Source organism: Enterococcus pallens ATCC BAA-351, from assembly GCF_000407485.1.
Lineage (GTDB): Bacteria > Bacillota > Bacilli > Lactobacillales > Enterococcaceae > Enterococcus_A > Enterococcus_A pallens.
In genome coordinates, this window is record NZ_ASWD01000001.1 from 1053095 (window position 1) to 1069963 (window position 16869).

General features: G+C 41.9%; 11 protein-coding genes. All 11 read left to right on the forward strand.

The window, feature by feature from the left end; all coding sequences use genetic code 11:
• Window positions 1–93 precede the first annotated feature (93 nt).
• Window positions 94–6333, forward strand: a complete 6240-nt coding sequence (locus tag I588_RS05120; protein WP_016250035.1) for a MucBP domain-containing protein — start codon at window positions 94–96, stop codon at window positions 6331–6333.
• Window positions 6334–6441: 108 nt separating this feature from the next.
• Window positions 6442–7143: a class A sortase gene (locus tag I588_RS05125; RefSeq protein WP_010757894.1), complete on the forward strand. Its 702-nt coding sequence runs from the start codon at window positions 6442–6444 to the stop codon at window positions 7141–7143.
• Between the two features lie 27 nt (window positions 7144–7170).
• Window positions 7171–7869 (forward strand): helix-turn-helix domain-containing protein, encoded by a 699-nt coding sequence (locus I588_RS26360; RefSeq protein ID WP_010757895.1) that lies wholly within the window; start codon window positions 7171–7173, stop codon window positions 7867–7869.
• Window positions 7870–7901: 32 nt separating this feature from the next.
• Window positions 7902–8663 carry a winged helix-turn-helix domain-containing protein gene (locus I588_RS05135; protein ID WP_010757896.1) on the forward strand — a complete coding sequence of 254 codons (762 nt, stop codon included), beginning with the start codon at window positions 7902–7904 and terminating at the stop codon, window positions 8661–8663.
• 46 nt (window positions 8664–8709) lie between these two features.
• Window positions 8710–9093 carry an HAD family hydrolase gene (locus I588_RS05140; RefSeq protein ID WP_010757897.1) on the forward strand — a complete coding sequence of 128 codons (384 nt, stop codon included), beginning with the start codon at window positions 8710–8712 and terminating at the stop codon, window positions 9091–9093.
• Complete coding sequence (locus I588_RS05145; RefSeq protein ID WP_010757898.1) at window positions 9078–10739, forward strand: protein kinase family protein; 1662 nt, start codon at window positions 9078–9080, stop codon at window positions 10737–10739. Before I588_RS05140 ends, I588_RS05145 begins: the two co-directional genes overlap by 16 nt.
• A 15-nt stretch (window positions 10740–10754) precedes the next feature.
• A complete protein-coding gene (locus I588_RS05150) occupies window positions 10755–11516 on the forward strand; it encodes a CatB-related O-acetyltransferase (protein ID WP_010757899.1) in 762 nt (253 codons plus the stop codon).
• A 42-nt stretch (window positions 11517–11558) separates the two neighbouring features.
• Window positions 11559–13043 (forward strand): Mur ligase family protein, encoded by a 1485-nt coding sequence (locus tag I588_RS05155; RefSeq protein ID WP_010757900.1) that lies wholly within the window; start codon window positions 11559–11561, stop codon window positions 13041–13043.
• A 2-nt stretch (window positions 13044–13045) separates the two neighbouring features.
• Window positions 13046–13783, forward strand: a complete 738-nt coding sequence (locus tag I588_RS05160) for a glycosyltransferase family 2 protein (protein WP_010757901.1) — start codon at window positions 13046–13048, stop codon at window positions 13781–13783.
• Window positions 13784–15634, forward strand: coding sequence for a hypothetical protein (locus I588_RS05165; RefSeq protein WP_010757902.1), 1851 nt, complete (start codon window positions 13784–13786; stop codon window positions 15632–15634).
• Window positions 15631–16665, forward strand: a complete 1035-nt coding sequence (locus I588_RS05170) for a YheC/YheD family protein (protein ID WP_010757903.1) — start codon at window positions 15631–15633, stop codon at window positions 16663–16665. The genes I588_RS05165 and I588_RS05170 overlap by 4 nt, the downstream gene beginning before the upstream one ends.
• The last annotated feature ends 204 nt before the right edge of the window (window positions 16666–16869 follow it).

Sequence of the window (16869 nt, forward strand, 5' to 3'; positions counted from 1 at the left end):
GGCAGTTCATGTGATTGATTAATGAATGAAGTTGCACAACTAGAGCTAGATTAGCTTGTGTAGCTTCATTTTCTCAAAGGGAGGAAAGTGTTGATGGATTTAAATGGGATGAAACGGGAATATCAACCATTGAGTGAAAGGACGATCATTTATCGAAGAACCGGAAAGAAAATAGTATTAGCCAGTAGTCCATTGTTGACGCTGTTCTTAAGCTCCTTAACTGTTAGCAATGTATATGCTGCTACATCTACTCCTCAAGCTCCAATCGGGAGTTTTCCAGATTATACATTTGAGACGGTTGGCGAGTTCATTTCGCTGAGTAATGAGATAGGTACACAATCTACAGATTACTTTGAAGAGCCAGAAGATATTTCTACCTCTCCAAATCGGAAGAAAATCTGGGTACAAATCGTCCTTCCAGCTTTGGAGAGGACTGGCGTGTTGATTAATGAACCCGGAGTTATTGAAAAAATAGAAAATCTGCTGCAGATTAGAACAGATAATCCTTTAAACGAGGGTATAGTTAAGGCTGCCGCAGATGAATTAGATGCTGCTGTTGCCGAAGCGAGGGATCTAAGAAACAAAGCGATGTCTGATGCAATGGCAGAGATTAGGTTAGATAAAAGAAATCCTACAGGTGGAAGGTCTACCTATTATAATTTCATAGGTGAGGCTTTTGACACACTTAATACAACGTATGACCAAACGAGTACCAATCCACCAACTAAAACTACTAAAGACTTGGAAGAGGCTACAGCAGCGCATGCTGAATTGAGAATTTTAGTTGATGCCGAAATCAGAGCTTACAAAGGCAAACCAGGTCCTCTTTCCGACCAGTGGGTAGCGAAAGCTAATGTCACCTACAGCTATATAGATACGTTTGGTAACACGATTGCTAATGATGCCACTCTTGAAGCAGAAGTCGGTACTGCAGTTCCTGAGAATAAAAAAGAGATTCTTAACTATACCTTCAAGGAAGTTCAAGAAGGCTCGGCAGAAACTGTTTTAGAAAATGATGCCTCACAAGTAACTTATGTTTATGAGGGAAATCCAACCACAGTTACTTATCGATATTTAAGTGACACTGGAAAGGAATTAACTGAAGATGAAGTCGATTCTGACTATAGAGTGGGACAAGCGATCGCTGAACCGGAAGCAAAGACATTTGATCATTATAGCTTTGTCAGAAGAGAAGGCGACACTGCTGCGGGGGCAAATGGTTCATCGGTCATCACCTATATCTATGAAGGAAATGCATCAACAGTAACGTATCGATACCTTAATCAACATGGAGATGAAATCTATCCACAAGTAACGGATACGCAACGATTTGATGATCTAGTTGCCAACAAGCAAGAAACAATTCATGGTTACGATTTTGTTCAAACGGACAGTAATTCAGAAACCGTATTAGCAGATGATCAAACGATTGTTACCTATATCTATGATGGACAGGAAAAAACTATTAATTACAATTATGTGGATAGAAATGGTCAAACGATCCATACAGATAGTCAAACAGCAAAAGTCGGCGACAACATTACAGATAAGGTTCAAGTAGTCGAGGGGTATATCTATGTAGATAAACAAGAAGGATCATCAGAAGGAATCATTGGAGCAGACGATACACCAACTGTTACCTATGTCTATGGTCAATTAGGTCAATACATCATTGAAAAAGATGGGGAAGAGACGTTTGTTGACTATGTCAATGACCCAGAAGATCCAAGGGGCATTCTGGAAGGCCCTGAAATTCCTTATGAACCCGGTTATACAGTAACACAAGACGGGGAAGATTTAGAGCTAATTAGTGAAGAGAATCCTAGCCTTGGATACAAAAAGAAAGACGTAACTAATCCAGAAGAAAACACCAGAATCACTTATGTGAAAGATGATGACTCAGAATCCGATTCCGATAGCGATTCAGACTCAGATAGTGATTCAGACAGCGACAGTGACTCAGACTCGGATAGTGATTCGGACAGTGACTCAGACTCAGACAGCGATTCAGATTCTGATAGTGATTCAGATTCAGACTCGGACAGCGATTCAGACTCCGATAGTGACTCAGATTCAGACAGCGATTCAGACTCAGACAGTGACTCAGATTCTGATAGTGACTCGGACTCAGACAGCGACTCAGATTCTGATAGTGATTCAGATTCAGACAGTGACTCAGATTCTGATAGTGATTCAGATTCAGACAGTGATTCAGATTCTGATAGTGATTCGGACTCAGACAGTGACTCAGATTCTGATAGCGATTCAGATTCAGACAGTGATTCGGACTCAGACAGCGACTCAGATTCGGACAGTGATTCAGACTCCGATAGCGATTCGGATTCTGATAGTGACTCAGATTCGGATTCGGACAGCGATTCAGATTCTGATAGTGATTCGGATTCTGATAGTGATTCAGACTCAGACAGCGACTCAGATTCCGATAGTGATTCGGACTCCGATAGTGACTCAGATTCTGATAGTGATTCAGACTCAGACAGTGACTCAGATTCCGATAGTGATTCAGACAGCGACAGTGATTCAGATTCGGATAGCGATTCGGACTCCGATAGTGACTCAGATTCCGATAGTGATTCAGACAGCGACAGTGATTCAGATTCGGATAGCGATTCGGACTCCGATAGTGACTCAGATTCCGATAGTGATTCAGACTCAGATAGCGATTCGGACTCGGACAGTGACTCAGACTCGGATAGCGATTCGGACTCGGACAGCGATTCAGACTCGGACAGCGATTCAGACTCCGATAGTGATTCAGACTCCGATAGTGACTCAGATTCAGACAGTGATTCGGACTCGGATAGCGATTCAGACTCAGACAGCGACTCAGATTCTGATAGTGATTCAGATTCAGACAGTGATTCAGACTCAGATAGCGATTCGGATTCAGACAGCGATTCAGATTCCGATAGCGACTCAGATTCTGATAGTGATTCAGATTCAGACAGTGATTCAGACTCAGATAGCGATTCGGATTCAGACAGCGATTCAGATTCCGATAGCGACTCAGACTCGGACAGCGATTCAGACTCGGATAGTGATTCGGATTCAGACAGCGACTCAGATTCTGATAGTGACTCGGATTCAGACTCAGACAGTGACTCAGATTCTGATAGTGATTCGGATTCAGACAGTGACTCAGATTCCGATAGCGATTCAGATTCGGATAGTGATTCGGATTCAGACAGTGATTCAGATTCCGATAGCGACTCAGACTCGGACAGCGATTCAGATTCTGATAGTGACTCAGATTCCGATAGCGATTCAGACTCAGACAGCGATTCAGATTCTGATAGTGATTCAGATTCAGACAGTGACTCAGACTCGGATAGCGATTCAGATTCTGATAGTGATTCGGACTCAGACAGCGACAGTGATTCAGATTCTGATAGCGACTCAGATTCGGACAGTGACTCGGATTCGGATAGTGACTCAGATTCGGACAGCGATTCAGATTCCGATAGTGATTCAGATTCTGATAGTGATTCAGACTCCGATAGTGATTCGGACTCGGACAGTGATTCAGATTCTGATAGTGACTCAGATTCGGACAGTGATTCAGACTCGGATAGTGATTCAGATTCCGATAGCGATTCGGACTCAGACAGTGATTCAGACTCGGACAGTGACTCAGATTCTGATAGCGACTCGGATTCGGATAGTGACTCAGATTCGGATAGTGATTCGGATTCCGACAGTGACTCAGATTCGGATAGTGATTCGGACTCAGACAGCGACAGTGATTCTGATAGCGACTCAGATTCGGACAGTGACTCGGATTCCGATAGTGACTCAGATTCGGACAGCGATTCAGATTCTGATAGCGATTCGGACTCGGACAGTGATTCGGACTCGGACAGTGATTCAGATTCTGATAGTGATTCAGACTCGGATAGTGACTCAGATTCGGATAGTGATTCAGACTCCGACAGTGACTTAGACTCCGATAGCGATTCAGACTCCGACAGTGACTCGGATTCGGACAGCGATTCAGATTCAGACAGTGACTCAGATTCCGATAGTGATTCGGATTCGGACAGCGATTCAGATTCTGATAGTGATTCAGACTCAGATAGTGATTCAGATTCCGATAGTGATTCAGACTCGGACAGTGATTCAGATTCCGATAGTGACTCAGACTCGGATAGTGATTCAGATTCCGATAGCGACTCAGATTCGGACAGTGATTCGGACTCCGACAGTGACTCAGATTCTGATAGTGATTCGGATTCCGACAGCGATTCAGACAGTGACTCGGACAGCGATTCAGATTCGGACAGTGATTCGGACTCCGACAGCGACTCAGATTCGGACAGTGATTCAGACTCGGACAGTGATTCAGATTCTGATAGTGATTCGGACTCCGACAGTGATTCGGATTCCGACAGCGACTCAGACTCGGATAGCGATTCAGATTCCGATAGTGATTCAGACTCCGACAGTGATTCAGACTCGGACAGTGACTCAGATTCCGATAGTGACTCGGACTCGGACAGTGACTCAGATTCCGATAGTGACTCGGACTCAGATAGTGATTCAGATTCCGATAGCGACTCAGATTCGGACAGCGATTCAGATTCCGATAGCGACTCAGATTCGGACAGCGATTCAGACTCCGATAGTGACTCAGATTCCGATAGCGATTCAGACTCGGACAGTGACGCAGATTCCGATAGCGATTCAGATTCGGACAGCGATTCGGACTCAGACAGCGACTCAGATTCGGACAGTGATTCGGACTCGGACAGCGATTCAGACTCGGACAGTGACGCAGATTCCGATAGCGACTCAGATTCGGACAGTGATTCGGACTCAGATTCTGATAGTGACTCGGATTCCGACAGTGATTCAGACTCGGACAGCGATTCAGACTCGGACAGTGATTCAGACTCAGATAGCGACTCAGATTCCGATAGTGATTCGGACTCGGATAGTGACTCAGATTCCGATAGTGATTCAGATTCAGACAGCGACTCAGATTCGGACAGCGATTCAGATTCCGATAGCGATTCGGACTCAGACAGTGATTCAGACTCGGACAGCGATTCAGACTCAGATAGTGACTCAGATTCGGACAGTGATTCGGACTCGGACAGCGATTCAGACTCGGACAGCGATTCAGATTCAGACAGTGATTCGGACTCCGATAGCGATTCAGATTCAGACAGTGATTCGGACTCCGATAGCGATTCAGACTCGGACAGCGATTCAGATTCTGATAGTGATTCGGACTCGGACAGTGACTCAGACTCGGATAGTGACTCAGATTCCGATAGTGATTCAGACTCAGACAGTGACTCAGATTCCGATAGCGATTCAGATTCAGATTCCGATAGCGATTCGGACTCAGACAGTGACTCAGATTCGGACAGTGATTCAGATTCAGACAGCGATTCAGATTCCGATAGCGACTCAGATTCGGACAGTGATTCAGATTCAGACAGCGATTCAGATTCCGATAGCGACTCAGATTCGGACAGTGATTCAGATTCAGACAGCGATTCAGATTCCGATAGTGACTCAGATTCGGACAGTGATTCAGACTCAGACAGCGACTCAGATTCCGATAGTGACTCAGATTCGGACAGCGATTCTGATGGGGATGTTGACTATGAAGATTGGGTAGTTACCCCACCAACACTGGATCCAAACTATGTAGGTGGCTCAGTCATTACTGGCTTTGTGCCAGAGCAAGATACTGATTTTGACCGGTACTACACGATGGATCTGTATATTAACGGCCAATTATTTATCGCAGATGTTCCAGTGACTCCTGGAAGCAGCTTCTCGATTGACTTAAATGACTATCTTGCTCGTATGGCAGGTATTACCTTAGAAGAAGGCGACGTAGTTGAAATTGTTCTGAAGGGGCATCAGCCTGGAGAAGAACAAAAAGAGAGCGAAAAGGTGAAGGACATCGTAAAAGCCGATAATGAATCGGATAGCGATTCAGACTCGGACAGTGATTCAGACTCAGATAGTGATTCGGATTCCGATAGTGATTCGGACTCCGATAGCGATTCGGACTCAGACAGTGACTCAGATTCTGATAGTGATTCAGACTCAGATAGTGATTCCGATTCGGATAGCGACTCAGAGCCTCAACCGAAAGTGGAGCCAACTCCGAAGAAAATCACGGGTCTAACAGGGAAGGCATTGCCTAAAACAGGTGCCGATGTGAAGGAATCTTCTTATCCAGCAGCTGGTCTAGGGTTGCTCGGTCTTGGATTATTTGGATTGAAAGACAAACTCAAACGCAAGAAACGTAAGACCAAAGACACGATTGATGAGTTTTTTGATCAAGAGGAGTAGAAAGCAGTAAGGAAACGAACGATCTCTCTAAATAAAAGAATTAATCTTTTTAGACGGATCGTTCGTTTTTTTCACCTTACCTGTTTTTTTTTAACAGAAAGGGAAGATATGAAGAAAAAAGTCGTACGGTTTTGTTCTTTTCTGCTAATCATTGTTGGTCTTTTTCTTCTATTTAATAAACCGCTAATCAATTTTTTTATCAGCAATACGGGGGCCGATTATGACATCAGTCAACTCTCCAAACAAGACTTGGAAAAGAACAAGCAAAGAGAAGCACCCTTTGATTTTGACCAGGTGAAGTCCCTCACTTCAGAAGCAGTGGTGAAATCACAGTTAGCTGGAGATAAAAAGGAGCTGCCGGTGATTGCTAGTATCGCTATTCCCAGCGTGAAGATTCGGCTGCCGATTTTCAAAGGATTATCAAATGAGGGGTTACTTTATGGGGCCGGCACACTTTCGCCCGACCAAGAAATGGGTGAAGGGAATTATAGCTTAGCTAGTCACCGATCAGATCAACCGAATTTGTTATTTACACCGCTAGAGGAGCTTGCTTTAGGGGACCTCATTTATGTGACTGACCTTTCCTATGTGTATACATATGAGGCTTTTTACAAGGAAAAGGTGGAGCCAACGAAGACAGAAGTATTAGATGTTGTTCCAGAGAAGCAGCTGCTCACATTAATTACTTGTGGAGACTTGTATGCGACCAGTCGATTGGTGGTACAGGCGGAATTGATCGACGTGAAACCGATGAACAAAATTTCTAAAGAAGCGGCAGAAGCCTTTCAGCTTCCTGTCCAATCGTATTGAGTGATCAGGAGAAAAGGAAGTGACTACATGCAGCTAATCTTGTTGTTAACAAAGAATGTACTGATGGAACAAGGATTACAGAAACAATTGCAGCAGTTGAGTTATGAAGTGCTGTGCTCGGCTCAGGCATTGCAGCACTTAAGAAGAAAAGAGTTTATGATGAGAGATTACTGCGCAGTAATCTTCAGTGAGACCATCACAAATAAGGAAATCATAGATGTTTTACCTCAATTGATTACAGCCAATGTGGCGGTTTTTCGCAAATTCAGTGGACCACCAACTGCTGAGGAACAGGAACGTTTGGAAATGCTGGGGGTAAGTGAGTGGATAACAGAAGATGTGCCGTTGGATCAATTAAGAGAATGTTTGGCTGAAAAAATGAACCAGCTCCAACAAACGGAAGAAAAGCAATATGCTGAATTGTATCACTCTTCAGTGATGACTGAAAAGCTGCAGGAACAATTTATCAAGCTCTTAACAAAAAAGGAGCAACAGCTTTTTCTATATTTACAAGCAAACCATGGTGAGATTGTGCCTCGTGAAGAGCTGTGTGGGTATCTTTGGAACGAACCGCTGAGCCATTCCCGTATGTCGCAATTATCAGTGTTAGTAAAAAAAATCAAAGAAAAGTTAGTGGAAATGGGGTTCAATGAAGATCTTTTACGTACGATTTGGGGTAGAGGTTATTGCTTGACCTCAGAGTTTTCAATCAAGTTCTTGGAATGAACCACTAAAGAAAAAACGAGGAGTGAATATGTATGAATAGGATACTTATCCTTACCAAAAATATATTAGCTGAGCAAAAACTTCAGAAACAACTACAACTATTGGGTTATGAGGTGTTTTGTTCAACTGAAGCGTTCAATGATAGTCGAATGCTTTCGATTGTTCAATTCTTTCCAATTATTTTGCTAAGTGAAACCATGAGTAATCTGGAAGTGAATAAAATTCTTACTGCGATTAGTGAAGGCAAAAGCATGGCACTTCGTCTGACGTCTGAAGGTGAACGCAAAGAGGATGATAAAGAGACTGGGATTTTTGGGTATCTGTCAAAAACGCTTTCATTTGATAGTATGCGGGAAAAATTGGTCTTGCTGCAAAGTACTTATTATGAAGAGCAGGCGGAAAATAAAAGTCACGAATGTTTCCCCGTTCAAAGATTGGAGAATCGGACCTTGGAGACGTCAACAGGCCGCATTTACTTTTCAAAAAAAGAAGAGCGGCTGTTTCAGTTATTACTGGAGGCGGAAGGGCAGATGCTTTCTCGTACTGAAATCTGTGAAGTTCTGTGGTCAGAAGGCGAAACCGATTCCAATCGCAGCCAGCTTTCATGTATTGTAACCAAGATCAAAAGTAAATTCAAAAAGATTGGTTACCAGGGAGATTCTATCATTACAAAATGGGGACAGGGATATGCCTTCGCACCAGAATTTTATACTTATTTAACAACAGGCCAGAGTGAAAACGGATATATAAACTATTCGGGAGCTACTGTTCAAATGAGCCCAATGAGTGTCTAACAGTTGAAAGCAGTGAATAAGAGAACATATAGAATTGAGGGTACTCATGAAAACCATTGTAATGGATATCGATAATACCTTTTGCGAGAAAAAAGGAGACAAGGAATACGCTGATCTGGAACCAATCCAAGAAGTGGTGGAACAGATGAAAGCGTATAAAGAAAAAGGCTACAAGATCATTTTATATACCGCTCGACAAATGCGAACTTATCAAGGAAATGTGGGCTTGATTACTGCTAACATGGTGCCGGTGTTGACCGAATGGTTGGAAAAGTGGGCAATTCCCTACGATGAATTGCATGTAGGGAAACCATGGTGTGGTCAAGGCTTCTATGTTGATGATCGGGCCATTCGTCCCAGTGAATTCCTGGAATGGACGGAAGAAGAAATTTTACAACGAATCGAGGATGACCGATGGAAGCAGTCATGATTTTAAATACGAAAAAGATTTCAGCGGATATGCAAACACGCTTTGGGGCTATTTATCCCTTAATGTTGCCTTTCGGAGATGGGACCATTGAGGATAGCTTGCTAGAACAATACCGTGAAAAGGACTATGTGTTTATCCTTTCTGACGAAAGTCAGTCAGAGTCGGGAGAACGTCTTAAGCAGCGATCGAAATCAGTGTATGAATGGTACTTAACAGACAGAGAGAGTCGCACCTTATTCTTAGCAGTTAGTAATGGCTTACGGTATATGTTGTCCTGTTTAAATACAGATTTTCACCTGACGATTAATTTTGGTGATACGTATGTGAACGAGGAGTCTTATGCATCAGAGGATTTTATCGTGATTGGTCATCGGGACAATTCCGCGCCTTGGACAAGTGTGGCTCGCGAAGGGAAGAAGCTTAGTTTTAGCCATAAAAATGAAGCCGCTCAAAATAAGCCGAGCGATCAGCTAGTAGCTGGGGTATTCGGGTTTCGCAGTGGAGAAGCGTTTCACGAATGCTTGCCATTAAAGCTGGATAAATACGAGCTAAGTAAAAATTATGAGGATAACAGTCGGTCTTTTTATGAAGCCATCAAAGATTATGATGAAAATTATCATCCGATGGAATTGATTTCGACTGAAAATTGGTTGGACTTAGGTCATGAGAAGGAATATCTGGAAACCAAGAAGCTGGTACAAGCTAGGTTCTTTAATTCGATTACGATTGATGATCAACGAGGGATTTTGACTAAGAAAAGTGACGATACCAAAAAGCTGATTCATGAAATCGAGTGGTACATCAAAATGCCATCAGAGCTGCAGTTTTTCACACCGAGGATTTACAACTACTCCTTGGATAAAAAGCAGCCTTGTGTGGAGATGGAATATTATCCATACGAAACATTGCATAACCTGTACATCTACGGCAACTTAGAAATCAGCGCTTGGGAAAAGATCATGGATAAGCTGATGTTTGTACGACAAGAGATGAAGCAGCACTCCGCGAATAAACAACTGGACCCGCAGGATTTGAAAGACATTTACTATCAGAAAACCGTGGATCGGGTGGAGCGATTGATGGAGGATCCGGCTTTTGAAGTGTTTTATGAGAATGCACCAACAATTAATGGAGTGACGTATCAACCCGTGAAGGAAATCATGGAACGTTTACTTAGCTTGTTAGAAAACAATCAGCTGATTAGTGAAAAGTCGGCTTCAATTATTCATGGCGATTTCTGTCTAAGCAATATTTTATTTGAAGTAAGTAATCAACTAGTGAAGCTGATTGATCCACGCGGGAAGTTTGGTTCTTTTGATATTTATGGGGATGAGTTTTACGACATTGCTAAGATCATGCATAGCTTTGAAGGCGCTTATGATCATATTATTACGGATCAATTCAGTTTAGAACAGGAATCTTCAACCGTTTATTCGTACACGATTCATAAGACGGAGCTGCAGAATGAGATCACGGAATTAGTGAACGAAAGTATTGCCAAGCTTTACCCGATTGAGCAAGTTCGATTAATCGAAGGGTTGTTGTTCTTGTCAATGATTCCGCTGCATGCGGATTATCCAGAACGGCAGAAGATTATGTTTGGTCAGGCGATGAAGTTGTTGGCGCCTTATTTAGTAAATGCATAGAAGGGAAACTATTTAATGCCTTTTATAAAATATACTGATTCATTGGGAGATTTTTTAGAAGAAAATCAGGTGTATTTTACTTACAACAAGCGAAAACGATTTAAAGAGGGGGATATGTTACGTTACCCAGCTAATCTGCGAATCGAAAAGCACTGTATTTATGTTGTGGGTAATACCTTGAATACTATGGGATTGTGTTCATTCAGCCGAAGCCGTTTGACCGAGCGAACAACAGTAGGACGATATTCTTCCATCGCACCTAACCTAAAAATCATGGGGTTTCAACATCCAATTGATCGATTTTCTACATCCCCAATTACGTACTCGACTCATCCCAGCACAGTCAATGTTCCTTTGGCTGCTGGAACCGAGGAAGGGAATTTCCAAGCTATTCCCTATAAGCAAAAGGTAGATGCTATTACGATTGGTAATGATGTTTGGATAGGAGAAGATGTTACCTGTAAGCCAGGTATTACTATTGGTGATGGAGCAGTGGTTGCTACAGGTGCCATTGTGACGAAGGATGTTCCACCCTTTGCGATAGTGGGTGGGGTTCCTGCTAAAGTATTATCCTACCGGTTTCGTCAATCGGTTATTGACGAATTGCTCGCATTGAACTGGTGGGATTATTGTTACTGGACCTTTGATGGGGTACGGGCAGGGGATGGCATAGAATACTTTATTGATCAACTCCAGAATTTGAAAGCCAAGAATAAATTGAAAAGAGTATCTGATCTTAGCTTTGTGTCATCCAAAGACATAGAAAAATATGTGTGAGAGCAGACAAAAAAATATAGCAACTGGAAAGGACTAAGAAGAATGAATCAACATAAGTCAATACCGTTTACTGTAAGAGATTTTACCAACATTTACCAAGGGGGATACTTTTTAAATGATGATCTGCCCATTGATTTTCAAATTTACCGGATTGCCGACCGCAGTCACTTGCTATCAAAAGATTATCAAGGTGTTTTAGTGACTAGTTATGCTTTTTCCTTGGATACGATTGATCGTGTAACCGATTATTGCCAGGCAATTGTAACAAGAGAGCCTATTCTTGAATATAAAGATACCATTCCGCAATTCATAGTAGAGAATACTCGAGTGTTCTTATATAACTTAGCAAAATATATACGTGAGCAATACACTCATCCTGTAATTGGAGTGACTGGATCAGCAGGAAAATCGACCACTTCTAAAATGATTTGGCGATTGCTCAAAGATGAAACTACGGATGCATTAGTCAATTTAGGTAATCATAATAATCGAGCGAGTGTTTCATTTTATACCGCTAATATTGTAAGAAATCCTGATTATACTGTTCTGGAACTTGCTGGAGATAGTTTGTTACCCCACCTTCCTAATGGCAATTTAGCAGAACTGGCGCAATTAGATATTGGCGTTATTACATCAATCGGTGGTGCTCATTTATCTAAATATAAAGATGACCTAAATGTAGCAGAAATAAAATCAGGGTTAATTGACGGAATGAAGCCGGGTGGATTACTAGTAGTAAATCATGATATTCCACAAGATCAAATGGCTGTCTTTATTCGAAAAGCAGCACCGAAAAACATCAAAATTGTCACTTATAGTATGCGTGAAAAAAATACAGAGGCCTACTTGATTGAAAAAAGTTGGGATGGTGAGTTTTCCACCGTAAAAGCAAATGTTCAGGGGAAAACCGTAGAGTATCGATTACCTGGGGGATCAGAAGGAACGATACAAAATTCATTAGGAGTTCTTTTAGTTTTAGATTATTTGGGAGCGAAGCTAGATCAAGAACAGCTGAAGAAATTTGAGGAAATCAAAACGTTGCCTAGGGTATTAACACGTAAGGAATTTGATTTAGGCACGAAAGAACATATTACGCTCATCGATGATACACACAACTCATCAGTTCCGTCGATGTTAAATGCACTTAGCTACTTTAAGCTATTGGCAACTTCTGGTGTGTACAAAGGAACGAAGCTGTTAATCCTTGCGAAAATTGCTGATTTAGGACCAAAAAGTCAGGAGATTCATTATCAATTTGTTGAGCCTATTGCGGAGACGCAACCAGATTATGCGTTACTCTATGGACCTCAAATGAAGGAAATTATGAAGGAATTGAGAAAGAGGAAAATCTTAGCTTACCATTATACGGATCTAAATGAATTAGTAGAAGAAGCCTTGGAATTAATGACAGACCAATCTGTAACAGTAATTAAAGGATCAACTTGGGAGTCTGACTTTGAAGAAATCAGCTGGAGACTACCAAGAAAAATTATTGAGCAAGGTGGGAAATTGGTGCAAGGAGGTTAAGAATGAAGATTGTCATTACAATGGCTGGAAAAGGCAGTCGTTTCGTTAAACAAGGATATCAACAACCTAAGCATGAAATTATAGCTGGAAAGCATAGTTTGTTTGCTTGGGCGATGCATTCTTTAGAAAACTTTTTTGATGAAGAATTCATTTTTCTAGTGAGAAAAGATGCATTTAGTGCTCATCGTTTAAAACAAGAATTAAGTCTGCTAGGGATTAACAAGTATTCCATTATAGAATTGACGTCTTTGACTAGAGGACAAGCTGATACAGTGTTGCAGGCAGAGCACCTGATAACTGATGAGGAAGGACTAGTCATTTACAACATTGATACCACTGTTCAGCCTCGTTACTTAACAAAAGAAATGGTTCTTCAAGGCGATGGTACAGTGCCTGTTTTTCAAGCACAGGGGAATCATTGGTCTTTTGCTAAATTGAACAGGCAAAATAAAATTATTGAGCTGGCAGAGAAGCAACCAATATCTGAGTGGGGATCGGTAGGGTTTTATTATTTCCGCTATTGGAAAGACTATAAAACTGCTTTTCACATAATGAAAGAGGAGATAGCCAGGCAATACGGGGAGATTTACATTGCACCACTTTATAATTACTTGATCCAGCAAGGAAAAATAATCAACCCTGTGTTTTTACCGAAAAATGGCTATGCCTCGCTAGGTACACCGGAGGAATTAACAGAATTTATCCAACGGAAGATCAATAGATTTGAAGGAGATTGGTAGATGGCAGATAAGAAAAAAGTACAGAAGCAGAAGAATATCTGGGCAGTCGTCTGTGGAGCAATTCGGGACGAGTTGGAATTACGTTTAACTGTAGATGAATTATTACGTTTACGCTCAGAAGGCACACTTAAAGGGATCTTGATTAGTACCTGGCTGGGAGATTTTGATCATTTTCCTGAGCTAAGGAAAGAAATGGAAGCAGCCAATGTAGAAATTATTGAACAGCGATCGCTGGAAAGCCGACTAACGCTTGAGAAAACGAACTCGATTAATTACTTGCGGCAGGCAATGCAGTTTCAGATTGCTCTAGACAAGCTGCCGGAGGATTGTTTTGTATTGAAGGCTCGAACAGACCGCAGTTTGAATCATTTGAAGCTGATCGAACCGTATTTAACGAAACGTCCAGGAAAGATTGAAAATAAAAAGGAGCTGCGAAAGTATCGAAAGGTCTTGCCTAAGATATTTGACTATCCAATCACCATTTTCAATGCGAAGACCCACCGAATTCTTCATTTTAGTGATTTTATCTTTTATGGTCATAAAAAGGATGTACAGAAACTCGTGCAGTTCGATCTGGCTGAGCTGTATTTGGATCGGGATTTAGTGGCGAATACCCAATGGTTTGTTTATCCTTTCTTGCGGAATTTCCCAGTGATTCGAGATTATTTCCGGTTGATTAATTTCCGGCCATTGATTATGGAGATGAAGGAGTATTTGACAGAACATGAAGACGCGACACCGATTCCGCATTTCTTTTATCGGGTATATGCCACCTATTTAATGATCTTAGACAATTATTTTGATCTAGTGGATTTAACACCAAAAGAATTGGCAGACCAAACCTATCATTTCTTTGATCTGTTTGGCAATGCCAAAGAAAAAGGACTGTCATTCACACGTTTGGGGAGCGCCCTGCTTAATAATGAAGTAGTGAAGCGGTTCTTGGATAGTAATCGCTTGGGGACAACGGCTTCCGATCTGCGTTTTTCAGAAGTTTTGTTGGATGACCAGCTGATGCGCCGTGCCAGTGTGGAAGAGTTCGAAGAAATGAAAGCTTTCCGTGATGAAACGGGCTGGATCAAAAACAAAAACTGGTTGCGGGTACCTAATTGGCGAGCAGCGCCCTTGGAACAGCCAACAGAATATCAAGAGCAGCTGTTGTCTTATCAATTTGAAGAGCTGTCCAAAGAAGAAAGTGCCGCCCTACTGGAAGAATTGAAGTCGGCAGATGCGATTGACCGCTATTTGTATCACTTCTGGCTAAACAGTCCAGAATTAGGGGCAGCTTCGGCAGAAGAAATGATTTTACCTTTTGCGCGCACTCAAAATCAAGATGGGGTGTTACTGGTGTCACGATTGTTGCGCTTAGGCAAAATCACAAAAGCGGAGAATGATTCCAGTATTCGGCATCTAATCAAGGTAGTTTCTAATATTCAGACGCAGCGGCGAACCGCCAATATCAAGACCTATCAACTGATGTTGAACCTGTTTCTGGCAGATCGTGAGGAGAAGGACTTTGACGAGATTTATGTAAGTCCGCAGGGGCAGCGAATTTTACGGCACTATTTGACCAGTGGCGAGTATGACCATGTGCAACAAAACAACTTCGCCAAACAGGAACTGGCCAACTATTTCTACGAACGATCTGACTACTATGCTGGTATTGGTAAAGGCGTGTTGTCGCTGCGGTTAGAAGAAATGGGGGCCGAGATTGCCCTAAGTGCCGAATCCATTGAGCGTATCCGGCAACGTTATGAACGGGATCATAACAAACGCAATTTGAAGCTGGCAGAACGAGCGTTAAGTTTCTTTAAGACAGAAAATAAACCAAATGAAGGAGAGTCACTATGAAAGTAGCGATGATGCGAACCTATAAAAGTCCAGGGAGATTGGGGCGGATAACTAGTCTAGTGTGCAATCACTACGGCTTAGACTTTTTCTTTTTCAACCCAGAGGATGTCAATTTCAAAACCAAGACTATTAACGGTCTGTTTTATATCAATGGACGCTGGCGCCGTCAGGAAACCGGGTTTCCTTTGGCAGTCGACAATGAGGTTACGCACGATCAAGCCTTTATGCAGGCCTTAGACAAAGAGTGTTACCTGACGTGCCATCTCATCGGCTCTAAGCATGAAGTTTTCGAGCGATTAAGAAAAGCAGGTGGCTTTGAGGAGGTTCTGATTCCTTATATATCGGTGAAGTCTGCTAAAAGTATTTATGATTTTATGGAAGAACACGGACATACCTTGTTAAAACCAATTGTTAGTAATCAGGGTCGCAACATTTATACGGTTGAATTTGAAAAGAAAGGCATCATGGTTCATACCGACACAACCAGTGAATTCATGACGAAAACAGAATTCAATGATTTTTATAAAAAGATTTTGAAGCCACGGGTGTATATCGCTCAGCCTTTTATTCAATCAAAAAATAGTCAGGGCAACCCGATTGATGTTCGGATGCATGTTCGCAAAAACATTAATGGAGATTGGCGCAATGCGGCGATTTATCCACGAATTGGTATTGGCAAAGGGATTACGTCTAACATCAGCCAAGGTGGTGGCGTCAGCCCGCTGAACTCTTTCTTGGCAGCTAAGTATGGTGATAAATGGGAGGAAGTAAGGGATCGCCTATTTGAAGTCAGCAGCTGGTTCCCTAAGAAATTTGAAGAATTGTACGACTACGATTTCGATGCTTTTGGGATTGATTTTGGTTTAGATGAAAATGGCAAGCTGTGGTTGTTTGAGGTGAATACGTCACCTGGAGTGAAATACTTTGTGGCAGAGGATGCCGAATTACGGGCCCAGTATCTGAAGCATTGCGCAGAAAAATATGGGGTCAATAAAGAGCCGTATGTAAAGGCTGAATTCAAATTGCATTGATTTGTTAAAAACTAGTGATGATTAAGCTTTGGGCTAAGATAGGTTCATGATTTTTTCGATTATCAAGTCTTAAATGAGGAATTAGTAAAGTTGAATGGTTGTGTTTATATTTTTCATTTATTAGTCACTCAGTTCAATACGAAGAAAATAATTTTTTAATTTGTTCTTATTGTTCGTGGTCACCTCACAATGTCCAATAGTTAT